At 66.5% G+C, this 24,875-nt stretch carries 28 protein-coding genes; 14 read left to right on the forward strand and 14 right to left on the reverse strand.

The window, feature by feature from the left end; translation table 11 throughout:
- Positions 1–13 precede the first annotated feature (13 nt).
- Both AC2EBU_RS08830 and AC2EBU_RS08835 read right to left on the reverse strand, forming a co-directional pair.
- The gene (locus AC2EBU_RS08830) at positions 14–1,012 is read right to left on the reverse strand and encodes an SGNH/GDSL hydrolase family protein (protein ID WP_484609982.1); all 999 of its coding nucleotides are present in this window, start codon (positions 1,010–1,012) and stop codon (positions 14–16) included.
- 81 nt (positions 1,013–1,093) lie between these two features.
- Positions 1,094–3,061: a sensor histidine kinase gene (locus tag AC2EBU_RS08835; protein ID WP_484609983.1), complete on the reverse strand. Its 1,968-nt coding sequence runs from the start codon at positions 3,059–3,061 to the stop codon at positions 1,094–1,096.
- A gap of 3 nt (positions 3,062–3,064) precedes the next feature.
- On the opposite strand from AC2EBU_RS08835, the gene AC2EBU_RS08840 reads away from it, so the two are divergent.
- On the forward strand, positions 3,065–4,033 hold the full coding sequence (locus AC2EBU_RS08840; protein WP_484609984.1) for a PhoH family protein: 969 nt from the start codon (positions 3,065–3,067) through the stop codon (positions 4,031–4,033).
- A 65-nt stretch (positions 4,034–4,098) separates the two neighbouring features.
- Positions 4,099–4,557 carry an rRNA maturation RNase YbeY gene (ybeY, locus tag AC2EBU_RS08845; protein ID WP_484609985.1) on the forward strand — a complete coding sequence of 153 codons (459 nt, stop codon included), beginning with the start codon at positions 4,099–4,101 and terminating at the stop codon, positions 4,555–4,557.
- 105 nt (positions 4,558–4,662) lie between these two features.
- Here the strand turns inward: ybeY and dtd are convergent, their stop codons facing one another.
- Both dtd and AC2EBU_RS08855 read right to left on the reverse strand, forming a co-directional pair.
- Complete coding sequence (dtd, locus tag AC2EBU_RS08850) at positions 4,663–5,118, reverse strand: D-aminoacyl-tRNA deacylase (protein ID WP_484609986.1); 456 nt, start codon at positions 5,116–5,118, stop codon at positions 4,663–4,665.
- On the reverse strand, positions 5,118–6,047 hold the full coding sequence (locus AC2EBU_RS08855) for a cation diffusion facilitator family transporter (RefSeq protein ID WP_484609987.1): 930 nt from the start codon (positions 6,045–6,047) through the stop codon (positions 5,118–5,120). The genes dtd and AC2EBU_RS08855 overlap by 1 nt, the downstream gene beginning before the upstream one ends.
- Positions 6,048–6,081: 34 nt before the next feature.
- Between AC2EBU_RS08855 and AC2EBU_RS08860 the strand changes: the two genes are divergently transcribed.
- The 4 genes from AC2EBU_RS08860 to AC2EBU_RS08875 all read left to right on the forward strand — a co-directional run bounded on the left by AC2EBU_RS08860 (position 6,082) and on the right by AC2EBU_RS08875 (position 9,632).
- Positions 6,082–7,587 carry a sensor histidine kinase gene (locus AC2EBU_RS08860; RefSeq protein ID WP_484609988.1) on the forward strand — a complete coding sequence of 502 codons (1,506 nt, stop codon included), beginning with the start codon at positions 6,082–6,084 and terminating at the stop codon, positions 7,585–7,587.
- A 35-nt stretch (positions 7,588–7,622) separates the two neighbouring features.
- The gene (locus AC2EBU_RS08865) at positions 7,623–8,276 is read left to right on the forward strand and encodes a response regulator transcription factor (RefSeq protein WP_484609989.1); all 654 of its coding nucleotides are present in this window, start codon (positions 7,623–7,625) and stop codon (positions 8,274–8,276) included.
- Between the two features lie 103 nt (positions 8,277–8,379).
- A complete protein-coding gene (locus AC2EBU_RS08870; RefSeq protein ID WP_484609990.1) occupies positions 8,380–8,877 on the forward strand; it encodes a GlcG/HbpS family heme-binding protein in 498 nt (165 codons plus the stop codon).
- Positions 8,878–8,912: 35 nt separating this feature from the next.
- Positions 8,913–9,632, forward strand: coding sequence for an ankyrin repeat domain-containing protein (locus AC2EBU_RS08875; RefSeq protein ID WP_484609991.1), 720 nt, complete (start codon positions 8,913–8,915; stop codon positions 9,630–9,632).
- 22 nt (positions 9,633–9,654) lie between these two features.
- On the opposite strand, the gene tyrS is transcribed toward AC2EBU_RS08875, so the two are convergent.
- Positions 9,655–10,887: a tyrosine--tRNA ligase gene (tyrS, locus tag AC2EBU_RS08880; RefSeq protein WP_484609992.1), complete on the reverse strand. Its 1,233-nt coding sequence runs from the start codon at positions 10,885–10,887 to the stop codon at positions 9,655–9,657.
- A 158-nt stretch (positions 10,888–11,045) separates the two neighbouring features.
- Between tyrS and AC2EBU_RS08885 the strand changes: the two genes are divergently transcribed.
- Positions 11,046–12,389 carry a M23 family metallopeptidase gene (locus AC2EBU_RS08885; protein ID WP_484609993.1) on the forward strand — a complete coding sequence of 448 codons (1,344 nt, stop codon included), beginning with the start codon at positions 11,046–11,048 and terminating at the stop codon, positions 12,387–12,389.
- Positions 12,390–12,449: 60 nt separating this feature from the next.
- Positions 12,450–13,586, forward strand: a complete 1,137-nt coding sequence (locus AC2EBU_RS08890; protein ID WP_484609994.1) for an anhydro-N-acetylmuramic acid kinase — start codon at positions 12,450–12,452, stop codon at positions 13,584–13,586.
- A 51-nt stretch (positions 13,587–13,637) separates the two neighbouring features.
- On the opposite strand, the gene erpA is transcribed toward AC2EBU_RS08890, so the two are convergent.
- From erpA to rplM, 5 genes are all read right to left on the reverse strand, one after another.
- Positions 13,638–14,003: an iron-sulfur cluster insertion protein ErpA gene (gene erpA, locus AC2EBU_RS08895; protein WP_484609995.1), complete on the reverse strand. Its 366-nt coding sequence runs from the start codon at positions 14,001–14,003 to the stop codon at positions 13,638–13,640.
- 57 nt (positions 14,004–14,060) lie between these two features.
- The gene (locus AC2EBU_RS08900) at positions 14,061–14,468 is read right to left on the reverse strand and encodes a bactofilin family protein (RefSeq protein ID WP_484609996.1); all 408 of its coding nucleotides are present in this window, start codon (positions 14,466–14,468) and stop codon (positions 14,061–14,063) included.
- Positions 14,469–14,486: 18 nt separating this feature from the next.
- A complete protein-coding gene (locus AC2EBU_RS08905) occupies positions 14,487–15,206 on the reverse strand; it encodes a DUF6776 family protein (protein ID WP_484609997.1) in 720 nt (239 codons plus the stop codon).
- Positions 15,207–15,308: 102 nt separating this feature from the next.
- On the reverse strand, positions 15,309–15,701 hold the full coding sequence (gene rpsI / locus AC2EBU_RS08910) for a 30S ribosomal protein S9 (RefSeq protein ID WP_484609998.1): 393 nt from the start codon (positions 15,699–15,701) through the stop codon (positions 15,309–15,311).
- Between the two features lie 11 nt (positions 15,702–15,712).
- Complete coding sequence (rplM, locus tag AC2EBU_RS08915) at positions 15,713–16,144, reverse strand: 50S ribosomal protein L13 (protein ID WP_484609999.1); 432 nt, start codon at positions 16,142–16,144, stop codon at positions 15,713–15,715.
- A gap of 205 nt (positions 16,145–16,349) precedes the next feature.
- Here rplM and AC2EBU_RS08920 point away from each other — a divergent pair, with 205 nt between their 5' ends.
- From AC2EBU_RS08920 to paaE, 6 genes are all read left to right on the forward strand, one after another.
- Positions 16,350–17,300, forward strand: a complete 951-nt coding sequence (locus AC2EBU_RS08920) for a 23S rRNA (adenine(2030)-N(6))-methyltransferase RlmJ (RefSeq protein WP_484610000.1) — start codon at positions 16,350–16,352, stop codon at positions 17,298–17,300.
- Between the two features lie 114 nt (positions 17,301–17,414).
- The gene (gene paaA, locus AC2EBU_RS08925; RefSeq protein WP_484610001.1) at positions 17,415–18,437 is read left to right on the forward strand and encodes a 1,2-phenylacetyl-CoA epoxidase subunit PaaA; all 1,023 of its coding nucleotides are present in this window, start codon (positions 17,415–17,417) and stop codon (positions 18,435–18,437) included.
- The gene (gene paaB / locus AC2EBU_RS08930; protein WP_484610002.1) at positions 18,434–18,730 is read left to right on the forward strand and encodes a 1,2-phenylacetyl-CoA epoxidase subunit PaaB; all 297 of its coding nucleotides are present in this window, start codon (positions 18,434–18,436) and stop codon (positions 18,728–18,730) included. The genes paaA and paaB overlap by 4 nt, the downstream gene beginning before the upstream one ends.
- A complete protein-coding gene (gene paaC / locus AC2EBU_RS08935) occupies positions 18,730–19,548 on the forward strand; it encodes a 1,2-phenylacetyl-CoA epoxidase subunit PaaC (protein ID WP_484610003.1) in 819 nt (272 codons plus the stop codon). Before paaB ends, paaC begins: the two co-directional genes overlap by 1 nt.
- A gap of 10 nt (positions 19,549–19,558) precedes the next feature.
- Positions 19,559–20,089 carry a 1,2-phenylacetyl-CoA epoxidase subunit PaaD gene (paaD, locus tag AC2EBU_RS08940; RefSeq protein WP_484610004.1) on the forward strand — a complete coding sequence of 177 codons (531 nt, stop codon included), beginning with the start codon at positions 19,559–19,561 and terminating at the stop codon, positions 20,087–20,089.
- Positions 20,090–20,121: 32 nt separating this feature from the next.
- The gene (paaE, locus tag AC2EBU_RS08945; protein WP_484610005.1) at positions 20,122–21,228 is read left to right on the forward strand and encodes a 1,2-phenylacetyl-CoA epoxidase subunit PaaE; all 1,107 of its coding nucleotides are present in this window, start codon (positions 20,122–20,124) and stop codon (positions 21,226–21,228) included.
- Positions 21,229–21,306: 78 nt separating this feature from the next.
- On the opposite strand, the gene AC2EBU_RS08950 is transcribed toward paaE, so the two are convergent.
- The 4 genes from AC2EBU_RS08950 to AC2EBU_RS08965 form a co-directional block, all read right to left on the reverse strand.
- Positions 21,307–22,584, reverse strand: a complete 1,278-nt coding sequence (locus AC2EBU_RS08950) for an O-acetylhomoserine aminocarboxypropyltransferase/cysteine synthase family protein (protein WP_484610006.1) — start codon at positions 22,582–22,584, stop codon at positions 21,307–21,309.
- 81 nt (positions 22,585–22,665) lie between these two features.
- The gene (locus tag AC2EBU_RS08955; RefSeq protein ID WP_484610007.1) at positions 22,666–23,148 is read right to left on the reverse strand and encodes a septal ring lytic transglycosylase RlpA family protein; all 483 of its coding nucleotides are present in this window, start codon (positions 23,146–23,148) and stop codon (positions 22,666–22,668) included.
- Positions 23,145–23,987, reverse strand: a complete 843-nt coding sequence (gene metF / locus AC2EBU_RS08960) for a methylenetetrahydrofolate reductase [NAD(P)H] (protein WP_484610008.1) — start codon at positions 23,985–23,987, stop codon at positions 23,145–23,147. The genes AC2EBU_RS08955 and metF overlap by 4 nt, the downstream gene beginning before the upstream one ends.
- A 16-nt stretch (positions 23,988–24,003) precedes the next feature.
- On the reverse strand, positions 24,004–24,795 hold the full coding sequence (locus AC2EBU_RS08965; RefSeq protein ID WP_484610009.1) for a TlyA family RNA methyltransferase: 792 nt from the start codon (positions 24,793–24,795) through the stop codon (positions 24,004–24,006).
- Positions 24,796–24,875 lie beyond the last annotated feature (80 nt).

The following is a 24,875-nucleotide window of genomic DNA, read 5'->3' on the forward strand; positions in this document are numbered from 1 at the left end:
CGCCGCCCGGGTCTTACAGACGCCCGGCCGCCCGCAGCACCGCAAGGACCTGGGTGGCCAGATGGCGGTGATAGGCCGGTGTGGTGTGCAGCGTATCCGCCCACAGGGAGGTCTGCGCCGCGCCGGCCGCGACCAGCGTCGCATCGCTGCAGACAATCGCGCTGCGGATCGGCAGCCGATCCAGCGCGCAGGCGGGATCGGTGACATTGTTCAGACCGAACGCAGCCGGATCGGCCACCACACGGCGACTGAAGGTGAACTGGTCGACCACCATCACCGACGAGCCCTCCAGCGCCGCGGCCAGCGCCGCATTGAACCGGGGCGTCAGATCCTGGTAGAGCGCGCGCACCGGGGCGCTGGCTGCGGCCACCGGTGACTGGGCGCCGTCGGCCTGGTTGAGCAGCACCACCGGCCCCAGCGCCTGCAGGCGCCGTGCCTGCGCCGCCATCTGCTGCGCCGCGGCGACCACACCGGCGCGCGCCTGATCGGGCGAAATGGCGCCCGCCAGCACCGCCTGACCGAGAAAGCCGATGTCATTGCCACCCCCGTTGAGCAGGAACAGGCTGCCCGACGCCGAGGCCACCGGTCCCGCCAGGAAATGATCTACCTGCTGGCGCACCGACAGCGCGGCCAGTTGAACGCCCGGCGTCAGTGAAACCGCCGGCGCATCGACCCGCGCTCCGCCCTGGGCCCAGGAGTCGCCGTTGCCGGCGACCACCGGAAACACCGCGAATTGCGGTGTGGTGAGGGTCACGCCACCGCTGAGCGCCGGCGCAATCGTCAGTTCCAGGTCGGCGGCGAGCCATTCGGTCCAGATGCGGGGGCCCGCGCCATTGACCGTGAACCGGCCGCCGCCAAATGCCGCCGCCGCGGGGCGGTACGACCCCACATCCGACAGGCTGTCGCCGAACGACACGATGCGACTGAACGGCGGCTCGGCGCTGCAGCCCCCCAGCGCCGCCAGCAACACGACCAAAACCAACCAACGCAAGCGATGAACAAGGCGGAACATGGGGGAAATCTCTGTTGGACAAGCCCGGACGGGCCACTGTGCGGCATTCTGCACCAAGGGGTCGGGCGCGCGCCGGGTCTTTTACCGGGCAAGGCGGTCGGGTGAGGCAAGCCGTTTTTCGGGCCCGTCGGCGACACCGGCCGTCGCGGCTGCCGCCGCCATGCCCTGGCTCGCCACCGTGTCCGGCAACACGGGAATCGACACCTCCAGGCACACGCCGCCCAGCACACTGACGCGCCACGCCGACTGCCCGCCCAGCGTACGCACCCGCCGTTCGATGCCCCCCAGCCCATGGCCCTTGTCGGTCGATCCGGCCACATCCATGCCCACACCGTCGTCTTCCACCGTCAGGGCCAGCTGCTCGTGGGCCATGTGGACGGTGACCCGGCACCGGCGCGCGCCGCTGTGCCGAATCACGTTCGACACCGCCTCGCGCAGCACCCGCGTCAATTGCACCTGGGCCCGCGCCGGCACCAGAAAGTCGGCGGGCGGCTCGGCAGCGGTCCATTCGACCTGCAGCCCGGCGGTCATGAGACGCTGCACGGTCTCCGCCCGCCAGTCGGCCAGCACGTCCGCCGCCCGCAGCGGCTCGCGCACCATGCCCTGCACCGACAGGCGCATTTCGTCCAGCGCCTGGCGCGCCAGGTTGGCCAGTTCTTCCCGATCCCGCTGGCGCGCGCTTTCGTGCGCGATGCTCAGCAGCTTGGCACCCAGGTCATCGTGCAGGTCCGACGCGATGCGCCGTCGCTCTTCCTGGGCCGCCTCGCGCGCGCGCAGCAGGGCCAGCTCGGCATAGCTGCGTTCGATCTCCGACGAGGCCTGCCGCACGCGGCGCTCCAGCTCGTCATTGAGTTCTTCGCTGCGGCGCAGGTTGTCGCCGAACACACCGATCAGCCGCAGGCACAAGGGAATCAGGGTGACGGGTCCGCCCAGGTGGCCCAGGTGCATCTTGAGCGGGTAGCCGAAGAAGGCCGCCGCAAACTCGACCGCAATGATGCCGATCATGATGAGCAGGATGGCGGAAAACAGCCAGAAGTCGCGCCGCGACACCCGCCAGGACACCACCGTGAACCACACCGACACCCCAATGAACTGCGGCACCAGCCACAGGTAGACCGCCCGGGCCACCGGGTAGATGTGCTCCGTGCCCGACAGCAGGAAGACCACGGGAATGACCGCAATCTGCCACCACAGCACCTGATTGATCCAGCCCACTTCGCGGCGGAGAAAGCGCATCAGGAACAACACCAGGCCCGACACACACACTGGCGCCGTGGCGGGTACCAGCAATTCGATCCACGGCCCCGGCAGGGGCGGATCGATGACATACAGCCGGGCGGTATTGATCGTCCACCAGCCGATCCAGAGGGTGAAATAGCCATAGATCGAATCCTGCGGCCGCGTCAGCCACAGGGCGCCGATGAACACGGTAAAGGCCCCGAGAACCGCGGTGATGATCTTGGGCAGGGTGATGTTCCACCACAGCGCCTGCTCGTACTGCGCGCGCAGCTCCTGGGCATCGCCCATGCGGATCACCGACAGGCCCGACGAACGCTGCGCCGCCGAAACCTGGCGCAGCGGGTACCCCACCACCTGAACGGTGACGGTGTTGACGCCCGGGCTGAGCAGCGCCAGCGGCAGGGTGAAAAACTGCGGCGTGAAACAGTTGCGGCTGTAGGGAAGCACCAGGCTGCCCCCGGAGCCGACCAGCGCGCCGTTGAGGTAGACCGCCAGGTTGCTGCACACGCGCTCGATATAGATGGCGGGCACGATGCTGGCGCCGGAAAACACCCGGGCATCCACCGTGAAGCGGTACCACAGCGTCCCGCCATGCTCGGGGCGGGTGCGGCCCCAGTCGTCCGGCAGTGCCTGCGGCCGCCATTGCGCGACCGTCCCGCCCGGTGCGCCCGCTCCGGGCGGAGCAGCCACTTCCACCTGGTCGATCCGCAGCACCTCGGCCAGAGCCGGCGCCGCCAGCAAACCGAGCCACAACAGCGCCGCCGCAGCGGCGCGCGAAAGCGCGACAATGAAGGAACCGACCCCAGACACCCCATGATTGTCCGCCACACCTTCACCCCCCACGACAACACGCGCCTGTCGCACCTGTGCGGCCCCATAGACGAACATCTGCGCACCATCGAAGCCGCGCTGCAGGTCTCCATCGCCCACCGGCATGAGCAGTTCAAGGTCGACGGCCCCAAGGCCAAGGCCCAGCGGGCCATGGAAGTGCTGCAGGCCATCTACGAAATCGCCGAACGCCCGGTCAAGGCCGAGACCGTGCAGCTGATGCTGGCCGGCGACGCCGCCACTCTGGACGAGCCTCCCGGCGGCGCCGTCAGCCTGCACACCCGCCGCGCCGACCTGCGCGCCCGCACGCCCAACCAGACGGTGTACCTGGACAACATCGCCACCCACGACATCACCTTCGGCATCGGCCCGGCCGGCACCGGCAAGACCTACCTGGCGGTGGCCTGCGCGGTGGACGCGCTGGAACGCGCCGGCGTGCAACGCATCGTGCTTACCCGTCCGGCGGTCGAAGCCGGCGAACGCCTGGGTTTCCTGCCCGGCGACCTGAGCCAGAAGGTGGACCCCTACCTGCGCCCGCTGTATGACGCGCTCTATGACCTGATGGGCTTCGAGCGGGTGCAGAAAGCCTTCGAGCGCAACGCGCTGGAGATCGCGCCGCTGGCCTTCATGCGCGGGCGCACGCTGAACAACGCCTTCGTCATCCTGGACGAGGCGCAGAACACCACGCCGGAGCAGATGAAGATGTTCCTGACCCGCATCGGCTTCGGCGCCCGCGCCGTGGTCACCGGGGACGTCAGCCAGATCGACCTGCCCAAGGGCCAGCTGTCGGGCCTGATCGAGGCGGAACAGGTGCTCCGGCGCGTCAAGGGCATCGCCATCACCCGCTTCACCAGCGCCGACGTGGTGCGCCACCCGCTGGTGGCCCGCATCGTGGACGCCTACGACGCCCGCGGCCGCACGGCCCGCGCACGGCCGGCAACCCGTGACTCCTGATTCAATAGCAGAATATCACCTTTTTACGCTGGGTATCCGGCAAAAAACCTTAGAAACGGCGCGCCATGGCCCTTCCGCCCCTCCTGCTGTCCCTTCAATTCGGCCAACTTGACAACGCGGCCGTCCACCGGGCCGCCCTGCCCCGCCACGCCGTGGCCCGCTGGATCCGCCACGCCCTGGCGCGCGAGGCCGAAATCACCGTGCGCATCGTGGACAGCGACGAAGGCCGCGCGCTCAATCGCGACTACCGACACAAGGACTACGCCACCAATGTGCTGACCTTCGACTACAGCCGCGAACCGGTGGTCTGCGCCGACCTGGTGCTGTGCGCCCCGGTCGTGGCGCAGGAAGCCCGCGAGCAGGGCAAGACGCTGCAGGCGCACTACGCCCACCTGCTGGTCCACGGCACGCTGCACGCCCAGGGCTGGGAGCACGAAACCGGCGAGGCCGACGCGCAGGCCATGGAAGCCCATGAAACCGCCCTCCTCGCCCGGCTGGGCATCGCCGACCCGTACGGGAGCTGACATCCGGCGGCCTGCGCGCCCAGTGGGACGCTTTTGGGGCATTTTCCGGCCCTACCCAGCGTAAAAAGGTCGTTTTTAGCTATCTCTACGATAGCTCCAACTCCCTCAGACCACCTGGATCGGAATCGTCACCGGGCCGTCGTTGATCAGGTGGACCCGCATGTCGGCAGCAAACTGCCCGGTCTGCACCTGGGGGTGGGCGGCGCGGGCGCGGTCCACCAGGTAGTCGAAAAGCTGACGGCCTGTGTCCGGCGGCGCGGCGTTGGTAAAACTGGGGCGGTTGCCGCCGCGGGTGTCGGCCGCGAGGGTGAACTGGCTGACGATCAGCAGCCCGCCGGGGGTGCCGCGGCCGTCGATGTTCTGCACGCTGTGGTTCATCTTGCCGCCGTCATCGCTGAAGATGCGCAGCTTGAGCAGTTTGGCCAGCAGGCGGTCGGCCTGTTCGGGCGTGTCACCCCGTTCCGCACAGACCAGCACCAGCAGCCCCGGCCCGATACGGCCAATTTCGGTACCGGCCACGAGCACGGCGGCTTCGGCCACCCGTTGCACCACACTGAGCATCAGATCAGGTCCTTGGCGTCATCAAAGTGGGCCTCCACATCACTGGGCAGCAACTGGATGCTGGCCCGCAGGCCGGGCACGGCGCTCATCAGGGCCTGCTCGACGCTGGCGCGGACGGCCGCGGCCCGCCCCAGCGTCCAGGCCGCGGGCATGTGCATGTGCAGGTCGACAAAACGGCGCTGGCCGGCCTTGCGGGTGGTGACGTGGTCAAAGCGGACGATGGCGGTCTCGCCGCGCCGGTGCTCGAAGCCGTCCAGCGTCTGGCGGATCGTGGCCAGCACCTCGGGCTCCACCGCCTCGTCCATCAGTCCCTGCGATGAGCGCCACATCAGGTGAAAACCTTCCTTGAGGATGTTCAGCGCCACGCCGATGGCCACCACCGGGTCCAGCCACAGCCAGCCAGTCACAGACACCAGGGCGATGCCGATCACCACGCCGGCCGAGGTCCAGACATCGGTGACCAGGTGACGCGCGTCGGCTTCCAGCGCAATCGACCGGTGCTCCCGCGCCGAGCGGAACATCACCCAGGCCAGCAGGCCGTTGAGCGCCGAACTGGCCACCGACAAGGCCAGGCCCCAGCCGACCTGCTCCAGCGGCTGCGGGGCCAGCAGCCGGTGCAAGGCCGTCCAGATGATGCCGATGGCGGCCGCGATGATCAGTACGCCCTCGAAGCCCGAGGAGAAATACTCGGCCTTGTGGTGCCCGTACGGATGGTCCTCGTCGGCGGGCCGCGCGGCGATGGTGACCATGACCAGGCCAAAAATGGCGCTGGCCAGGTTAACCAGTGACTCCATCGCGTCGGACAGCAGGCCAACCGAGCCCGTGAGGTACCAGGCCAGTGTCTTGAGCGTAATGGTCACCACCGCAACGACCACGGATGCCATCAGCAGGCGGCGAGGCGTCAGGAAACGGGTGACAGGACGGTTCATGCGCCGATTGTGACGCAGCGGGCACAATGCACCCATGCGCACAACACCGCTTGCCGCGTTCCGGCACCACGGCCTGTGGCTGCTGGTCTGGTGCGTGCTGTCACTGGCGGGCGCGGCGCTGGTGGGTCGTTCGGAGTTGGCGCGCCAGCAAAGCACTTTCGAGACCGATGCCCGCATCACCCACCGCCTGCTCAGCCAGCGGGTCGTGCAGCATGACGCGATTTTGGCCACGCTGGCCCTGCTGCAACCGGCGACCGACGCGTCGGCGCCCGAGCGGCGCCTGCCGGCCCTGTATTCGCAGATCCTGGCCGTCGAGCGCCGGGACGGTGGGGCCCCTTGGGCCGTGCCGGCCCTGGACACCGCCGAGACGCTCTCGCGCGCCCTGCGGCGGCCCGCGCTGGCCGGTCTGGACCTGGCCGCCGGGCGTTTCTGGCTGGTGCTGGCCGCCGAGCCAGCCAGTTTCGCCCTGCAGATGGACCTCAAGGCCGTCGTTCCCTGGGCCGAATGGCCCATGGCGGCCGACACCAGTCCGGTGCGGGTCACGCTGGAGCATGCCAGCCAGACCTTTGTGGTGCAGCCCGGACGAATGCGCGCCGGTGGCTGGCAATACGACTTCCGCAAGCCGCTGGCGTCAGACAGCCAGCCTTTTGACGTCGTCGCGACACGTCGGATCGGCTGGGGTGAGCTGCCATGGCTGACCATGGCGGTGCAGGCAGTGATCCTCGCGGGGGTCCTGGCCGGGTTGCGCACCGTGCTGCGCCAGCGCGAGCAGCGCCGCCGCGCCGAGGAACTGCTTCGCCTGGGCCAGGTGGCACGGTTGAATGCGATGGGTGAACTGGCAGCCGGCATGGCGCACGAGATCAACCAGCCGCTCACCGCCTTGCTGGCGAGCACCCAGGCGTGTGGACGCCTGCTGGACGACGAGCCGCCGGACTTGCCGCTCGCGCGGGTCGCGGCAGAACAGGCTGCCCGGCAGGCGCGTCGCGCCGCCGATGTGGTGGGCCGCCTGCGCCGCACCGTCGAGCAGCCCGACCTGCGCGCCCCGTTGCGCCCGGTCGATCTGCGCCAGAGCGTGCGGGCCGCACTGCACCTGTTGGCGCCCGAGCTGCAGGCCCGGCAGATCCGAACGGACATGGAGGCCGCCGGCGCCTCGGTGACCGTACTGGCGGACGCGGTGGCGCTGGAGCAGATCGTGCACAACCTGCTGGTCAATGCCCTGCAGGCGCTGGAACAGGTACCGCAGGGGCAGCGCGCGCTGGTGCTGTCCGTCGGCGAAAGCGGCGGCACGGGCGCGCTGACGGTGCGGGACACCGGCCCGGGGGTTGCGGCGGAGGCTCTGCCCCGGCTGTTCGAGCCGTTTTTCACGACCCGACCCGGCGGCCTGGGCCTGGGCCTGAACCTGTGCGAGACCCTCGCCGGCCGGATGGGCGGTCAGCTGATCGCGGCCAACCACCCTTCTCGGGGGGCAGTATTCACCCTGACACTGCCTCTGGCGACCCCGCTCGGGGATGGGGCGGCCAATGCCCTGAACACCCACTGACCATCAATCGCCCAGGCCTCCAGGCATTCCTGTCCATGTCCCACTCGCTGTCTCCGCTGATCCATCTCATCGACGACGACCACGCCGTGCGCGCCAGCTTGTCGCTGCTGATCGGTACGGTCGGACTGCGCGTGCAGGACTGGTCCGATCCGCAGCAGTTTCTGGATCGCTTCGACCGCCAGGCGATCGGGGCCATCGTGCTCGATGTGCGCATGCCCGGCATCAGCGGACTGGCGGTGCTGGACCGCCTGGTGGCCGAGGGGGTGGACCAGCCGGTCATCATGCTCACCGGCCACGGTACCGTCGATATGTGCCGGCGCGCCTTCAAGTCGGGGGCGGCCGAGTTCCTGGAAAAGCCGGTCGACGACGAGATGCTGCTGGAGAGTCTGCAGGCCGCCGTGCGCCAGCATGTGCGCTCGCGCCAGCACCATCAGGCCGACCGCGCGGCCCGCGAACATTACGCCCAGCTGTCGGCGCGCGAACGCGAGGTGCTGGGCCTGATTGTCGGCGGCCTGACCAACAAGGAAATCGGTCGGGCGCTGGAGCTTTCGCCGCGCACGGTGGAAACACACCGTGCCAATCTGTTTGCCAAGTTGCACACCGGATCGCTGGCCCAGCTGATACGTCAGTACGCCGCGCTGGTGGAGGCGTCCGACAAAGACCGGCCGCCCCCCGGCGCCACTGCGTAGTTCTACGGAGCTTCGCGCGTAGTCGGCCGAATGGCCGTGACCGGTCGGAATTCCTACAGTTCTCCCACGGTTGATTGAACCGCATCACCTCCAGGAGAACCCCATGAAACACACCCGTTCGACCATCACATCCGCCCTGCTGCTGACGCTGCTGTCGGCCGCCGCCTCGGCCCAGCCCGTCCGCACCGAACGCAACATGTCGCTGGACCTGGCCAGCCAGATTGCCGCTGCCACCGTGGCCGCCTGCTCGGCCAACAATTACAACGTCACCGCAGCCGTGGTGGACCGGGCCGGTACCTTGCGTGCGCTGCACCGGGCCGATGCCGCGGGCCCGCACACCGTAGGTGCGGCGCAGGCCAAGGCCTACACGTCGGCTTCGGCCCGCAACACCACGTCGGCCATGCTGGAGAACGTCCAGAAGAACCCGGGCGCGGCGACACTGGTGCATATCCCGGGCTTTCTGATTCTGGGTGGCGGCGTTCCGGTGCGAGTCGGCAACGACGTCATCGGCGCGGTCGGAGTGGGTGGCGCGCCTGGTGGTCACCTGGACGAACAATGCGCCATGGCGGCGCTGGACAAGGTCAAGGATCTGCTGAAATAAGCAGCACCGTACCCTCCGCCGCAATGACCTCTGCCATGAAACGGTTGTTCCTCCCATGCCGCCGAAGCTCTTGCTGCCTGGCAGCCGCTTGGGCTCTGGCGCTGTCCCTGTCGGCCCCGCCGGCAGCGGCGCAGACGGCGCCTTCACCGACGGAAGTCGCCCGCTACACCGGTTTGCACGCGGCCGCGCATTCGGGCAGCCCGTCGCTGATCGAACGGCTGATTGCCGACCGCGCAGACCTCAACAGCCGCGACGCAAACGGACGCACGCCGCTGCATGTGGCGACCTTCGCGCGCCAGCGCGACGCCATCCGCGCTCTGGTGCGGGCCGGCGCCGACATCAACCGGCTGGAAAACGACCGGTACGACGCGGTAACCATCGCTTCGGTCGCCGATGACGAAGAAACCTTGCGCCTGCTGCTGTCACTGGGTGCCAGCGCCCGGCAGGTCACCAGTCGCTACGACGGCACCGCCTTGATCGCCGCGGCCCACCTGGGTCACGACGGCGTCGTCCGCCAACTGATCGCCGCCGGTGCGCCGTTGGACCATGTCAACAACCTGCACTGGACGGCGGTGATCGAGTCCATCGTGCTGGGCGACGGCGGCATGCGCCACCAGGCCACGCTGAAAGCCCTGATCGACGCGCGGGCCAATCTGCAACTCACCGACCGCAACGGCCAAACACCGCTGCAGCTGGCGCGCGCGCGCGGATATCGGGAGATGGTGAAAATGCTGGAAGTCGCCGGCGCCCGCTGAGACGAGCCGCCGACCCTCGGGATCAGCGGAGCGTGACCCGCGCAAACTTGCGTTTGCCCACCTGGACGACGTAGGTCCCTGCGCCCAGCTTGAGGCCCCGGTCGCTGACCACACTGGAGTCGACACGCACACCGCCGCCGTCAATCAGGCGACTGGCCTCGCTGGTCGACGGCGCCAGCCCGGCAGACTTGAGCACCGCGCCAATCCCCAAAGGCGCGCCGCCGAGGCTGATTTCGGGGATTTGATCGGGCACGCCCCCTTTGCTGCGATTGATGAAATCCTGCTCGGCGGCATCAGCCGCCGCGGCGCTGTGGAAACGGGCGGTGATTTCCTTGGCCAGCGCCACCTTGGCGTCCTTGGGGTTGCGCCCGCCTTCGACCTGGGCCTTCAGTGCGGCGATTTCGGCCTCGGTCCGGAAACTCAGCAAGGTGTACCAGCGCCACATCAACTCGTCGCTGACGGACAAGACCTTGGCGAACATCGTGTTGGCGTCCTCGGCAATGCCGATGTAGTTGTTCTTGGACTTGGACATCTTTTCGACGCCGTCAAGGCCTTCCAGCAAGGGCATGGTCAGGATGCACTGCGGCTCCTGGCCATATTCCTGCTGCAGGTGGCGGCCCATGAGCAGATTGAACTTCTGGTCGGTTCCGCCAAGTTCCAGGTCGGCCTTCAGCGCCACGGAGTCATAGCCCTGCATCAGCGGATACAGGAATTCATGCACGCTGATCGGCGAGCCGGCCTTGAAACGGTCGTGGAAATCGTTGCGCTCCATCATGCGCGCCACGGTGTATTTCGCGGCAAGCTGGATCATGCCCATGGACCCCAGCGGAAGCGACCACTCACTGTTGTAGCGAATCTCCGTTTTGGCCGGATCCAGTACCAGGCTGGCCTGCCGGTAGTAGGTCTCGGCGTTGGCCTTGATCTGCTCCGGTGTCAGTGCAGGGCGGGTGCTGTTGCGTCCGGACGGGTCTCCGATGAGGCTGGTGAAGTCGCCAATCAGAAAAATCACCTGGTGCCCAAGGTCCTGCAACTGGCGCATCTTGTTCAGCACCACGGTGTGCCCGATGTGAATATCCGGCGCTGTGGGGTCCAGGCCCAGCTTGATCCGCAGCGGCACGCCGCTGCGTTCCGATCGCGCCAGTTTGCGCACCCAGTCATCTTCCGGAATCAGTTCGTCACAACCACGACGCGTCACGGCCAGCGCCTGCTTGACACAATCGGTTACCAGAAGGTGGTTTTCAGAGTCGGTTTTCATGGGTTTCGGCGCTGGGAGGCACGGCCTCCCGTCGCTATACTCGGGCGTTTTCGGACCTGCGATTCTAGTGGTCCGGTTTCCTATTTCCCCTCGCAGACCGAGACTGGCTCCCGCCGGCTCGCGGACTGACCGAAGGCCGATAACAAAACAGAGACGCCGTGGTTGAACGCCTTGAAGAATCGCTGTCCCGCCTGACAGCCTGGATCCGGCAGCACCCCCAACGAATCAGCGCGGCCATGGCGGCTGTCCTGATGGCCGGTGGCGGTGGAGCCTATGCGGTTGCCACCCTGGGCCCCGACGCAGCAGCAATGCCGGTTCAGGAACTGGTCGAGTCCGTCAGTCCGCTTGCACTGGCCCCGCAGCTTGCGGCACTTGAGCGCATGAACCTGCAGCTTCAGCGGAGCGAGATGACGCGTTCGTCTGACACGCCCGAAGCCTTGCTCCAGCGCCTGGGTGTCCGGGATGCCGAAGCGGCTGCCTTTCTGCGGCGCAGCCCGGAGGCCCGGCAAGCGCTGTTCGGGCGTGCGGGAAGGCTGGTCACGGCGGATGCCGGCCGCGCCAACGAGCTTCTGGCCCTGACCACACGCTGGATCACCAGTGATACCGATACCGAATTCAAGCGTTTCGTCGTGAAACGCGGCCCCGCGGGGTTCACGGCGCGGATCGAAATCGCGCCGCTGGTTGCGACACAACGGCTGGGCAGCGGAGCGATTCAGTCCTCCCTGTTTGCGGCAACGGACGAGGCCCGCATTCCGGACGCCGTCGCTGTGCAAATCGCGGAAATTTTTTCCGGTGACATCGACTTCCGCCGCGATCTGCGCAAAGGCGACCGCTTCAGCGTGGTGTTTGAAAGCCTGGAAGCCGATGGCGAACCTTTGCGGACCGGTCGTGTGCTCAGTACCGAATTCGTCAATGCATCGCGCACCTTCCAGGCGGTCTGGTTCTCTGAGGCAGGGCAGGACGGCGGCTACTTCACCCTCGACGGACGCAGCACCAACAAGGTTTACCTCGCGTCGCCGCTGCTTTTCTCCCGCGTGAGCAGCGGCTACGGCATGCGCTTTCATCCCATCCACGGCGACCGGCGCGCCCATCTGGGCGTAGACTATGCCGCCCCGACCGGAACCCCGGTGCGCACCGTCGGTGACGGTGTCGTCGAGTTTGCCGGGTGGCAGCGTGGCTATGGCAACGTCATTGTCGTCTCCCACCGCAATCAGGACAGCACGCTCTACGCCCACCTGAGCCGCATCGATGTCCGCAAAGGTCAGCGCGTCAGCCAGGGCCAGTTCATCGGTGCAGTCGGCTCGACCGGCGCCTCCACGGGGCCGCACCTGCATTTCGAGTTCAAGGTGGCAGGTGTCCACCAGGATCCGCTCCTGGTGGCGCGGCGCAGTGAAAGTGTGCCTTTGCCGGCGCATCTGAAGCCCCGATTCGATGCGTTGGCCCAGATCCAGAAGCACAATCTGATCGCTGCAGCGTCAATGCAGCCCGCCGGATTTCAGTAAACCGCCCGGCCGGGAATCCAACCGCATTGCCCTGGCGCCTTTCCCGGAGGAACCGACCGGATGGAGTACCTGCTGATCGGGTTGATGTCGGGTACTTCGCTGGACGGGGTTGACGCCGTCCTGGCACGCGTCTCTGACCATGATGCGCGCGTTCTTGCCCACGCCAGCGCGCCCTTTCCGGCTGCGCTGCGCACGGAACTTCTGGCCCTCAATGCGTCGGGGACGGATGAGTTGCACCGGGCGTCGCTGGCCGGCAACCAGTTGGCCCGGATCTATGCCGAACTGGTCTGGGAACTGTTGTCACGCTGCAGATTGCGGCCCGCAGAAATTGCGGCCATCGGTGCGCACGGGCAGACAGTTCGACACCGGCCGCTGGAGTTTGACGCATCCCCGGACGGCCGCTGGCCCGCCGTCGGATACACCATTCAATTGAACAATCCGTCCTTGCTGGCCGAATTGACCGGAATCGACGTGGTCGCCGATTTCCGTAGCCGAGACCTTGCTGCAGGGGGGCAAGGCGCGCCACTGGTTCCGCTGTTCCATCGGCATTGGTTCGGCAACGCGGGAGCCGACATTGCGGTCCTCAACATCGGTGGGATTGCCAATCTCAGCGTCCTGTCCGCCAATGGCGAAGTCTTGGGATTCGACTGCGGGCCGGGCAACGTTTTGCTGGACGGCTGGACCTCCCGTCATCTGGGCCAGGCCTATGACCAGGATGGGGCGTGGGGCGCCGGAGGCACTCCTGATCCCGCCCTGCTGGAAACATTGCTCGCGGAGCCATTCTTTCGCCGTGAGCCCCCCAAGAGCACCGGCCGCGACCTTTTCAATCTGCCGTGGCTTGACCGACGCTCGGCAGACTTCACCCACCTGAAGCCGGTGGACGTGCAGGCAACCCTCGTGCGCCTGACGGCTGAAAGTTGCGCCCATGCGGTCAAGGCGTGGGCGCCGGAATGCACCCGTTTGATCGTCTGCGGTGGAGGAGCCCTGAATACCGACCTGATGACCCGGCTGAGAGCGTCATTGCCAAGTGCGGTTGAGCTGCAAGGATCGCAGGAGTGGGGCCTGCCCCCTCTTCAGGTTGAAGCCACGGCTTTTGCGTGGCTTGCTTGGCGCACCTTGCGACGGGAGACGGGTTCGATTGCTGCGGTCACCGGCGCGCGTGGAGCCCGCGTGCTGGGGGCGATCTACCCGCGGTAGGTTTCCAAGCGTGCGGGCGAAAGCGCCCGCATTTCAGGCCCTGGGAAACGTTCAGACCGAGAACGAAGAGCCACAGCCACAGGTGGTCGACGCATTCGGATTGCGAATGACAAACTGGGCGCCCTGAAGGTCTTCTTTGTAGTCGATTTCGGCGCCCACAAGGTACTGGTAGCTCATCGCGTCAATCAACAGGGACACGCCATTCTTGGTCATGGTGGTGTCATCTTCGTTGGCGATTTCGTCAAATGTGAAACCATACTGGAAGCCCGAACAGCCGCCCCCTTGCACAAAAACGCGCAATTTCAGGTCGGGGTTGCCCTCCTCGGCGATCAGGTCCGCCACTTTCGCAGCAGCGCTGTCGGTAAAAACGATCGGGGTGGGCGCTTCCGTCTGGATCGGTTCCGCAATGGCGTTCATGGCAACTCCGTTTCAATAACTGACCGTATGCTACGGCAATTGCAAACCTGCAACCGGTCAGGGGTTGTTTGCAGCGAGCTTCAGCGCGGGTTTGTCGCCCTCGTCCACCCCGCCACCCATCAAAGGCCGCAACTGGCCGGAGATGGTGGCTCCCTGGTGCATCTCCAGCGCTTTGTACGCGACATCTCCGGTAATTCGCGCTTTCGGCTGCAGTTCCAGCAGTTCATTGGCAAGCACCGGCCCGATGACCTGCCCGTTGACGATGACATGGTCCGCCTCAACCGAACCGGTCACCGATGCTGTTTCTGAAATCACCAAAATACTGGCCGCTGACTTGCCGGCCTTCACATCGCCCACCAGTTCGCCATCAATGCGCAGGCCTTCAGAGAAAGTAATGCCACCTTCAATCAAGGTGCCTTGTGCAATGAGACTCTTGATCGGCGGCAGCTTCTTCTGAAAAAACATGGCGAATTCCTTCAATGCCTAGATTTTGACTGTTTGGGAGGCCCGCGTCACCTGACCTTCGATAACCCGGACAGTCAATGTGGCCGGGATGACGCGAGCAGGCAGTTCCACCAGTCCGGTGGCCCGCCGATGTTGGGAAAACTGGAGACTGGTGGAGGCCAGAGGCGGTACGGATGTCCAGGTTTTTCCATCCAAGGTGCCGGACACGACCACGTCGATCCGCCCATCGAACGCCGCAACCTGGCGTGAGAGCTGCTGTACCAGCACTTGCCAGCGCAAGCCTGTGGTCGGGCCGGAAGTCGACAGCCGCTCGACCTGCAGACCCCGAATGGCGATGCCGTCGGTTCCCGCGACGGGAGCGAGCTTCTCGAAGAATCCCAGGTCATCACGCAACTGAGCGTTTTCGGCTTCCAGATGGCGAAGCTGCGTGACCAGCCGTTCCTGCGCCACCTTTTCTGCCGTCAGAAGGCTGCCGGAGGTATTTGCCACGGTCTGGGCCTTGTCGCGCTCTTCACGCAGACTCACCACCTCCTGTCGCAACTGGGCCAGTTCCTGCTTGGCGCCGCGGTCGAGACCGGCGATTTCCTTTCCGAATTCGAACGCCCACAGTCCAATGGCTGCACAGAACCCCATGACCACCGCCGCAAGCCCCCATCGGATCGGCCACGGCATTGCACTGCGGATTGCCATCCGCGAGGCACTGATGGTCAGGCGGCGACGAAGAAGACGAAAACGCATGGGACCGGGAGCATACGACAGAACATCGCGCACGGAAAAGAAAAACCGCCGCGGGACAGGATCCAGCGACGGTCTTTGGGGCTGACTTGCAGCGAGAAACGATCAGCGCTTGCTGAACTGCTTGCGCCGGCGTGCGGAGTGCAGACCGACCTTCTTGCGTTCCACTTCCCGGGCATCCCGGGTCACGAATCCAGCCTGACTCAGGACGGGCTTGAGCGCCGCATCATAGTCAATCAGGGCACGGGTGATGCCATGGCGGGTCGCGCCGGCCTGACCGGATTCACCACCACCATGCACGTTGACCTGGATATCGAACACTTCAAGGTTGCCGGTCAGCGCCAGGGGCTGTTTGGCGATCATGATGGAGGTCTCGCGGCCGAAATAGGCCTGGATATCCTTGCCGTTGACCGTGATCTTGCCGGTGCCTTTTTTCAGGAAAACACGGGCGACGCTGGACTTGCGACGGCCGGTTCCATTGTTCCATTCACCAATCATCTCAAGGCTCCTTAGATTTCCAACGCTTTGGGTTGCTGGGCGCTGTGCGGATGCTCGGCGCCACCGTACACCTTGAGCTTCTTGATCATGGCGTAGCCCAGGGGACCCTTGGGCAGCATGCCCTTGACGGCCTTTTCCAGGGCACGGCCAGGATGCTTGGCCTGCATGTCGCGGAAGTTCGTGGCGGTAATACCGCCCGGATATCCGGAATGGCGGTAGTAAACCTTGTCCAGGGATTTGGCCCCTGTGACGCGCAGCTGGGCTGCATTGATGATGACGATGAAGTCACCGGTATCGACGTGAGGCGTGTAAATGGCCTTGTGTTTGCCGCGCAAACGGAGAGCAACTTCGCTGGCTACTCGTCCGAGGACCTTGTCGGTCGCGTCAATCACAAACCACTCGTGCTTCACGTCAGCGGGTTTCGCGCTGAACGTTTTGGTCATGAGTTTTCTCGCAGAGAACGGTTTGGCGGGCTCTTTTCCACGGTCGGTGTTCCTCTGCAGGGAACCTCTTAGGTGGTGTTGTACTTCCTCAGGAAGCCTTCGCCGCGGAGCCACGGTTGCGCTGCGAAGCCCGCCATTATACGAAAAATCAAGGACTTGCGCGAGTTACCCACACAGCCGACCGCCCGGCAGGTACCATCAGGCCATGTTCAGTTACCGACACGCCTTTCACGCCGGCAACCACGCCGACGTGCTCAAACACACCACGCTGATTGCGACGCTGCGCCACCTGATGCTCAAGGACGGCGCACTTGTGATGATCGACACCCACGCGGGCGCCGGCCTGTACCGCCTTGACGGCGACTATGCGGAGACCAGCGGGGAGGCGAACGAGGGGGTGGTTCGCCTGTTGGCGGCGTTTTCGAAACAGAAAGTGGCAAAACCCATCACAGAAAGGTCCTCTAACGCTGCAAATGATGTAGCACCCGCATTGCAGGACTATCTCGACCTGATCAAAGCCTTCAACGCCGACGGTGGCGCCCGAATCTACCCGGGTTCTCCCTTTGTGATGCACCACCTGCTGCGGTCGGATGCGCGCGATCGGCTGAAATTGTTCGAACTGCATCCGACCGACGCCAAAACTCTGGATGCCAACACGGCCCAACTGGAGGCCGGGCGTCAGATCACCGTGACTCGCCAGGATGGCTTTGAGGGCCTCAAAGCCCTGTTGCCACCGCCACCGGCCGCGAACGGCTCGCGCCGCGCGCTGGTGCTCATCGACCCCAGCTACGAACTCAAGAGTGACTACAGCCGCGTCACGGAATGTATTGAAGACAGCCTGAAACGCTTCCCGACCGGCTCGTACCTGATCTGGTACCCGGTCATACCGCGCCCGGAGGCACATGACCTTCCCCGCCGCCTGAAAAACCTGGCCAAGCGGGCCGGGCGTCCTTGGCTGCACACCACGCTGGCGATCGGCCAGTCGCCTGACCGGGGTCCGCAGGAACGCCCCGGCCTGACGGCCAGTGGCATGTTCATCATCAATCCGCCCCATACGCTCAAGGCAAGCCTGCAGGCTTGCCTGCCCCAGATCCTGGCCGCTCTGGGCCGGGGACGGGGACAAGGCCATACGATCGAAAGCGGCGGCCCAGGCTGAGTCTCCAGAAACCGGTAAAAACCCTGACAAGATCGACGCAATTAACCGACCGAGCGGTCGGTTAATTGACTATACTGCGGCCCAACCCCGGTTCCATCGGGGATGGAGTCGCCCATGTACACCCAATCTTTCTCCGTGCAGGACCAGGCCGAGGGGAAGCCCGCCGGCCTGAAGGCTGTTCCGCTGTCCGAAGCCGAACAGGTCCTCAACAACCGCTTCGAGGCCACCATCGACGCCGACGGCAAGATCGAGCCACGCGACTGGATGCCAGACGCCTATCGGAAAACCCTGGTGCGCCAGATCAGCCAGCACGCCCACAGCGAAATCGTGGGCATGCTGCCCGAGGGCAACTGGATCAGCCGTGCACCCAGCCTCAAACGCAAGGCGATCCTGATCGCCAAGGTGCAGGACGAAGGCGGCCATGGCCTGTACCTGTACTCGGCCGCCGAAACCCTGGGCACCAGCCGCGACCAGATGCTCGCGGCACTGCACAGCGGCAAGGCCAAGTACAGCTCCATCTTCAATTACCCGACACTGAACTGGGCGGATGTGGGGGTGATCGGCTGGCTGGTGGATGGCGCGGCCATCATGAACCAGATCCCGCTGTGCCGCTGCAGCTACGGCCCCTATGCCCGCGCCATGATCCGGGTGTGCAAGGAAGAATCCTTCCACCAGCGCCAGGGTTACGAGGCGCTGCTGGTCATGATGCGCGGCAATGACGAACAGAAGGCCATGGTCCAGGACGCCGTCAACCGCTGGTGGTGGAAATGTCTGGCCATGTTCGGGCCGCCCGACAGCGACAGCCCGCACAGCGCCCAGGGCATGCGCTGGGGCATCAAGCGCATCTCCAACGACGGCCTGCGCCAGAAATTCATCGACGCCACCGTGCCGCAGGCCCAGGTGCTCGGCGTCTCCTTGCCCGACCCGGAACTGAAGTGGAACGAGGCACGCGGCCACTGGGACCACGGGCAGATCGACTGGGACGAGTTCTGGGCCACCGTCAACGGCAACGGCCCCTGCAACAAGGAACGCCTGGCCACCCGCGTCAAGGCCCACAACGACGGTCAGTGGGTGCGCGACGCCGCACTGGCCCACGCCCGCAAGCAACAGCAACGCACCTTGAAGGAAGCCGCATGAGCACCCCCGCACTGAAAGAATGGCCCCTGTGGGAAGTTTTTGTCCGCAGCAAGCAGGGCCTGGAACACAAGCACTGCGGCAGCCTGCACGCCAGCGATGCCCAGCACGCGCTGCAGATGGCGCGTGACGTCTACACCCGCCGCCAGGAAGGCGTGAGCATCTGGGTGGTGCGCTCGGTCGACATCACCGCCAGCGAGCCCCACGAAAAAGGCGAGTTCTTCGAGCCGGCCGGCGACAAGATCTACCGCCACCCCACCTTCTACGACATTCCGGAAGAAGTGGGGCACATGTGATGAACGCCGTCGAACCGCGCATGGCGGCCAGCGTCCAGGCACCTGTCGACTACCTGCTGCACCTGGCGGACAACGCGCTGATCCTCGGTCAGCGCAACGCCGAATGGTGCGGGCACGGCCCGATCATCGAAGAAGACCTGTCCATGGCCAACAACAGCCTGGACCTGATCGGCCAGGCCCGTCTGCTGTACCAGCACGTTGCCACGCTGCAGGGCAACGGCGCCACCGAAGACACGCTCGCCTACTTTCGGGACGTGCCGGACTTCCGCAACTACACCCTGCTGGAACTGCCGCACAGCCCGGCGCTGGCCGGCACCGCCCGGGGTGATCGCGACTACGCCACCACCATCGTGCGCAATTTCCTCTACAGCGCCTTGATGGTGCTGGTGTGGGAGCGCCTGCAGGGCTCGACCGATCCACAGCTGGCGGCCATCGCGGCCAAGTCGCTCAAGGAGGTGCGCTACCACCTGCGCCACTCGCGTGACTGGCTGGTGCGTTTCGGCGACGGCACCGAAGAGTCGCACGCCCGCGCCCAGGCCGCGCTGGACCACCTGATGCCCTACACCACCGAATTCTGGGCCGACAGCGCCGCCGAAACGGTGGCCCAGGCGCAGGGAGCCGGCGTCCATCCCGGCGCCCTGCGCGCCGACTGGGACGCCCTGGTCGATGCCGCGCTGCAGGAAGCCACCCTGGTGCGGCCCGCCCCGGCCAAAGGCTACGTGACCGAAGGCAAGCAGGGCATCCACTCCGAGCATCTGGGTTTCGTGCTGGCCGAAATGCAAAGCCTCGCCCGCGCACACCCGGGCGCAACCTGGTGACCTGGCGGCCATGAACGCCACCGACATCCAGCCGGCCGGGCACACCGCCATCTGGTCGGCACTGGAGGTGCTGACCGACCCCGAAATTCCCGTGGTCACCCTGCGGGAGCTGGGCATCCTGCGCGACATCCGTCGCGGGACGGACGGCATGCTGGAAGTGGTCATCACCCCCACCTACAGCGGGTGTCCGGCCATGGGCCAGATCGAAGACGACGTGCGGGCCACGCTGGCCGCGCAGGGTGTCGAGGCGCGCGTCGTCACCCAGCTCGCCCCCGCCTGGACCACCGACTGGATGACCGACGACGCCCGCGAGAAGCTGCGGGCCTACGGCATCGCACCGCCGCGCTGCAGCAGCGCCATGCCGGCGCCGGGCGCCAGCGCCGTGCTGCGTTTTGCCGCGCTGCCCGCTGCAGCCGTGCCCTGCCCGCACTGCGGCAGTGCCAACACCACCGAAATTTCGCACTTCGGCTCCACCGCCTGCAAGGCGCAGTACCGCTGCCTGGACTGCATGGAACCGTTCGATTACTTCAAACCCTATTGACCGAGGAGACGCGCGACCGGCGCGAAAAAAACATGTCCGTTGCCCCCCGTTTCCACGATCTGCCGATCACGCGCGTCAGCCCCGAGGCCGCCGGCGCCGTTGCCATCGCGTTTGCCGTTCCCGAGAGCCTGCGCGAGACCTTCGCCTTCGAGCCCGGCCAGTTTCTGACCCTGCGCGCCCAGATCGGGGGTGCCGATGTGCGCCGCAGCTACTCGATCTGCAGCACGCGCAGCCGCTTCCAGCAACAGGGCGAACTCGAAGTGGGGATCCGCCCCATGGGAGGCGGCGTGTTTTCCAACTGGGCGGCCACCACCCTCAAGGCGGGCGACACCCTGGCCGTGATGCCGCCGGACGGCCGCTTCACATCGAAACGGCCCCGCGCCCTGCACCGGGTGGGCTTTGCGGCCGGTTCGGGCATCACCCCCATCCTCTCCATTCTGGCCACCGCCCTGGAAGAGCAGCCGGAAACCAAGTTCACCCTGGTCTACGGCAACCGCCGCATGGACAGCGTGATGTTCAACGAAGCGCTGCAGGACCTGAAAGACCAGTACCCCGACCGGCTGACGCTGATCCACATCCTCTCGCGCCAGGCGCAGGAGGTGGACCTGCTGCAGGGCCGGATCGACGGCGACAAGGTGCGCGCCATCATGGACACGCTGCTGCCGGCCCGCAGCATGGACGAGGTGTTCGTCTGCGGCCCGGAAGCCATGATCGAAGCCACCGAAGCGGCGCTGCTGGGGGCGGGCGTGCCGCGCGAGCGCGTCTATACCGAACGCTTCACCTCGCCCACGCTGGAGGCCCTGAACGCCGAGCAGCGCACGGCGGCCGTCGAAAAAAGTCACACGGTGTCGCAGACCGGCTCGGTGGCCCTCACGGTGGTGCTGGACGGCAAACCCCATGCGCTGCGCATGAACCCGGAGCAGCGGGTGCTGGACGTGGCGCTGGCCGCCGGCCTGGACCTGCCTTGGTCCTGCCGCGGCGGTGTGTGCTGCACCTGCCGGGCCAAGGTGATGGAAGGCTCGGTGGTCATGGACAAGAACTTCACGCTCGAGCCCTGGGAGACCGAAAAGGGTTTTGTGCTCTCCTGCCAGGCGCGCCCGACCAGTGACGCGCTGGTGGTCAGCTACGACGAGCGCTGAGCACGGCGTCCATCGGCTGCCCCTGAAAACCAAGGGCCCGCAAACGCGGGCCCTTTCTCATTCGCTGCGACGATTGGATCAGACCTGGGCCAGCGCCTGGTCCAGATCGGCGATCAGGTCGTCGATGTGCTCGATGCCGACCGACAGGCGCACCATGTCCGTGCTCACGCCCGCCTTGGCCAGTTCGGCCGGGTTGAGCTGGCGATGGGTGGTCGACGCCGGGTGGCAGGCCAGCGACTTGGCGTCACCGATGTTGACCAGCCGGGTGAACAGCTGCAGCGCGTCCTGGAAGCGCGCGCCGGCGGCGATGGCGTCATCGGACTTCAGGCCGAAGCTGATGATGCCCGAGGCGCGTCCGCCCATGTACGTCTGCACCAGGCCGTGGTCCTTGTGGTCCGCCAGGCCGGCGTAGTTGACCCAGCCGACCTTGGCGTGGTGCTTCAGGTGCGTGGCCACCTTGACCGCGTTCTCGCAGATGCGGTCCATGCGCAGCGCCAGCGTTTCGATGCCTTGCAGGATCTGGAACGCGTTCATCGGGCTCAGTGCAGCGCCCATGTTGCGCAGCGGCACCACCCGCGCGCGGCCGATGTAGGCCGCCGCGCCCAGCGCCTCGGTGTAGACCACGCCGTGGTAGCTCACGTCGGGCTCGTTCAGGCGCTTGAAGCGCGTCTTGTGCTCCGCCCAGGGGAACTTGCCGGAATCGACGATGGCGCCGCCGATGCTGGTGCCGTGGCCGCCCAGATACTTGGTCAGCGAATGCACCACGATGTCGGCACCGTGCTCGAACGGGCGGCACAGGTAGGGGCTGGGCACAGTGTTGTCCACGATCAGCGGCACGCCGGCCGCGTGGGCCACGGCGGCCAGCACCCCGATGTCGGTGACGTTGCCCAGCGGGTTGCCCACCGACTCGCAATACACCGCCTTGGTGCGCTCGTCGATCAGCGCGGCAAACGCGGCCGGGTCGGACGGGTCGGCAAAGCGCACCGTGATGCCCTGCTGCGGGAAGGTGTGGGCAAACAGGTTGTAGGTGCCGCCGTACAGCGTGGAAGCGGAGACGATGTTGTCGCCCGCTTCGGCAATGGTCTGGATGGCGTAGGTGATGGCCGCCATGCCCGAGGCCACGGCCAGCGCGCCGATGCCGCCTTCCAGCGCCGCGATGCGGGCCTCCAGCACCCCGTTGGTCGGGTTCATGATGCGGCTGTAGATGTTGCCCGCCACCTTCAGGTCGAACAGGTCGGCGCCGTGCTGGGTGTTGTCGAAGGCGTAGGCCACCGTCTGGTAGATCGGCACCGCCACCGCCTTGGTGGTGGGATCGGGGGTGTAGCCGCCGTGAACGGCCAGGGTTTCAAGTTTCATGGTGTCTCCTGGGTGAAAAATGCACTGCGGCGGCGATTGTGGGGCATGGACGGGCGGTTCCGGCCACCTGCGGGAAAACGCTCAGGGCTCGACCAGCACCACCTCGGACGTACCCGAGGACAGCATGCCCAGTGCCTGCGCGGCCGCCTGGCTCAGGTCCAGGATACGGCCGTCCACGTGCGGTCCGCGATCGTTGATGCGCACCTCCACTTCGCGGCCCGATTCCACATGCCGCACCCGCAGCCGGGTGCCGAACGGCAGGCTGGGGTGAGCGGCCGTGAGCGCATACATGTTGAAACGCTCGCCACTGGCCGTGCGGCGCCCGTGAAACCGCTTGCCATACCAGGAGGCCTTGCCGCGGTCGATTTCGCGCTGCAGGGCCTGCTCGATCTCGGCCCTGGCCGGCGGCTCGGCCCGCAAGCCGGTGCCGGCGCCCGCGTCGGGGGTCGCTTCCGTCGCCAGCTCCAGGGCCGGTGGCGGGGCGGGCTCCGCCCCTTCCGCGGCCGCGCCCCCGGGGCCTGCCAGCAGCAGCACCCACGCCAGCGCCGCCGCCAGCGGTCTCACGCCACGGCTTCCGCCAGCCCCAGCCGCCGCAGGATGTCGGTGGTCGGGCCACTCTGGTTCATGGTGTAGAAGTGCAGCCCCGGCGCGCCGGCGCTGCGCAGCTGGTCGCACAGGTCGGTCACCACGTCCAGGCCAAAGGCCTTGATGGACGCCGTGTCGTCACCGAAGGCCTGCAGGCGCAGGCGAATCCAGCGCGGCACCTCGGCGCCACAGTTGTCGGCAAACCGCAGCAGGCCGCTGGCGTTGGTGATGGGCATGATGCCCGGCACCACCGGGATGTCGGCGCCCAGCTTGTGCGCGTCGTCCACAAAGCGGAAGTAGGCGTCGCTGTTGAAGAAAAACTGGGTGATGGCCGAGTTTGCCCCCGCCTTCACCTTGGCGGCATAGGCCTGCAGATCCGCCTCGGGGCTGCGCGCCTGGGGGTGCATTTCGGGGTAGGCGGCCACTTCCAGGTGAAAGGCGTCACCGGTCTCGGCGCGGATGAACGCCACCAGATCGGCGGCGTAGCGCAGCTCGCCCATGCCGCCGTAGCCGCTGGGCAGGTCACCGCGCAGCGCCACCAGGCGGCGCACCCCCATGGCCTGGAACACCGCCAGCTTCTCGCGCACCGACGCGCGGCTCGCGCCGACACAGGTGAAGTGCGACGCACCGCGCTGCCCCTCGTCCAGGATGGCCTGCACCGTCTGCAGCGTGCCGTCCTGGGTGGAGCCCCCGGCGCCATAGGTGACGGAACAGAACTCGGGACGCAGCGCATACAGCGTCTGGCGCACCGCGCGCAGCTTGTCAGCGCCCTCGGGCGTCTTGGGCGGAAAAAACTCGAAACTCAGCGCAAGACCCATGGTCTGCCTCCTTTGGTCAGCAGGCGCCCGGCGTTCGGGCGCAGACAAAAAATTCCCGGTTGCCGTCGCCCCCGGTGATGGGGCTGTCGAACCAGCCGGTAACCGTCAGCCCCAGGGCCACGCAGGCCGCGCGGATACGGGCCTCCACCACCGGGTACAGCGCGGCGTCTTTCACGATGCCGCCTTTGCCGATCTGGGCCGGCTGCAGCTCGAACTGCGGCTTGACCAGCATCAGCAGCTGTCCGCCCGGCCGCAGCAACGGCGCCAGCGCCGGCAGCACCAGCGTGAGCGAAATGAAGGACAGATCGCCCGTCACCAGATCGAATTCAGCACTTTTTTGGCCGATACCCAGCACAGAATGGTCATCGTTTGCTATCAAAACAGATGCATCCAGCGTCCGCGCGTTCACCCCTTCCAGCGCCGTCACCCGTGCGTCCGCGCGCAGGCGCGGGTGCAGCTGCGCATGGCCGACATCCACGCCGGTCACGTGGGCGGCGCCGCGCTGCAGCAGGCAGTCGGTAAAGCCCCCGGTGGACTGGCCGACGTCCAGGCAGCGCCAGCCGCTCACGTCCAGCCCCGCCGCGGTGAGCGCGCCGTCGAGCTTGAGCCCGCCGCGCGAGACAAACCGCGCCTCGGCGGCGTCCAGCAGTTCCAGCTCGGCGCCGGCCGGCAGCTCCTCGCCGTTCTTGGCCACCGCTTTCCAGCCGCCGCCGGGCAGCCGCCAGCGCACGCCGGCCGCGACCAGCCGCTGCGCCTGCGCGCGGGAAGCGGCCAGGCCGCAGTCGACGAGGAGTTGGTCAGCACGCATGGAAAAGTGCCTGCGACAGGTCCTGCGCGTGGCGAGCGGTCCGGTGGCCCGATGCCGGGGACCCTGCCGCCCCGCCAAGT

Source organism: Curvibacter sp. T50, from assembly GCF_057219955.1.

Coding starts and splice junctions, on each gene's coding strand:
- AC2EBU_RS08840 (WP_484609984.1), top strand. CDS start 3,065: ATGATTGTCCGCCACACCTTCACCCCCCACGACAACACGCGCCTGTCG.
- AC2EBU_RS08865 (WP_484609989.1), top strand. CDS start 7,623: ATGTCCCACTCGCTGTCTCCGCTGATCCATCTCATCGACGACGACCAC.
- AC2EBU_RS08870 (WP_484609990.1), top strand. CDS start 8,380: ATGAAACACACCCGTTCGACCATCACATCCGCCCTGCTGCTGACGCTG.
- AC2EBU_RS08905 (WP_484609997.1), bottom strand. CDS start 15,206: ATGCGTTTTCGTCTTCTTCGTCGCCGCCTGACCATCAGTGCCTCGCGG.
- paaD (WP_484610004.1), top strand. CDS start 19,559: ATGAACGCCACCGACATCCAGCCGGCCGGGCACACCGCCATCTGGTCG.
- metF (WP_484610008.1), bottom strand. CDS start 23,987: ATGGGTCTTGCGCTGAGTTTCGAGTTTTTTCCGCCCAAGACGCCCGAG.
- AC2EBU_RS08920 (WP_484610000.1), top strand. CDS start 16,350: ATGTTCAGTTACCGACACGCCTTTCACGCCGGCAACCACGCCGACGTG.
- tyrS (WP_484609992.1), bottom strand. CDS start 10,887: ATGAAAACCGACTCTGAAAACCACCTTCTGGTAACCGATTGTGTCAAG.
- dtd (WP_484609986.1), bottom strand. CDS start 5,118: ATGCTCAGTGTGGTGCAACGGGTGGCCGAAGCCGCCGTGCTCGTGGCC.
- paaB (WP_484610002.1), top strand. CDS start 18,434: ATGAGCACCCCCGCACTGAAAGAATGGCCCCTGTGGGAAGTTTTTGTC.
- AC2EBU_RS08830 (WP_484609982.1), bottom strand. CDS start 1,012: ATGTTCCGCCTTGTTCATCGCTTGCGTTGGTTGGTTTTGGTCGTGTTG.
- AC2EBU_RS08965 (WP_484610009.1), bottom strand. CDS start 24,795: ATGCGTGCTGACCAACTCCTCGTCGACTGCGGCCTGGCCGCTTCCCGC.
- AC2EBU_RS08890 (WP_484609994.1), top strand. CDS start 12,450: ATGGAGTACCTGCTGATCGGGTTGATGTCGGGTACTTCGCTGGACGGG.
- paaA (WP_484610001.1), top strand. CDS start 17,415: ATGTACACCCAATCTTTCTCCGTGCAGGACCAGGCCGAGGGGAAGCCC.
- AC2EBU_RS08860 (WP_484609988.1), top strand. CDS start 6,082: ATGCGCACAACACCGCTTGCCGCGTTCCGGCACCACGGCCTGTGGCTG.
- AC2EBU_RS08900 (WP_484609996.1), bottom strand. CDS start 14,468: ATGTTTTTTCAGAAGAAGCTGCCGCCGATCAAGAGTCTCATTGCACAA.
- paaC (WP_484610003.1), top strand. CDS start 18,730: ATGAACGCCGTCGAACCGCGCATGGCGGCCAGCGTCCAGGCACCTGTC.
- rpsI (WP_484609998.1), bottom strand. CDS start 15,701: ATGATTGGTGAATGGAACAATGGAACCGGCCGTCGCAAGTCCAGCGTC.
- ybeY (WP_484609985.1), top strand. CDS start 4,099: ATGGCCCTTCCGCCCCTCCTGCTGTCCCTTCAATTCGGCCAACTTGAC.
- erpA (WP_484609995.1), bottom strand. CDS start 14,003: ATGAACGCCATTGCGGAACCGATCCAGACGGAAGCGCCCACCCCGATC.
- AC2EBU_RS08855 (WP_484609987.1), bottom strand. CDS start 6,047: ATGAACCGTCCTGTCACCCGTTTCCTGACGCCTCGCCGCCTGCTGATG.
- rplM (WP_484609999.1), bottom strand. CDS start 16,144: ATGACCAAAACGTTCAGCGCGAAACCCGCTGACGTGAAGCACGAGTGG.
- AC2EBU_RS08950 (WP_484610006.1), bottom strand. CDS start 22,584: ATGAAACTTGAAACCCTGGCCGTTCACGGCGGCTACACCCCCGATCCC.
- AC2EBU_RS08875 (WP_484609991.1), top strand. CDS start 8,913: ATGAAACGGTTGTTCCTCCCATGCCGCCGAAGCTCTTGCTGCCTGGCA.
- paaE (WP_484610005.1), top strand. CDS start 20,122: ATGTCCGTTGCCCCCCGTTTCCACGATCTGCCGATCACGCGCGTCAGC.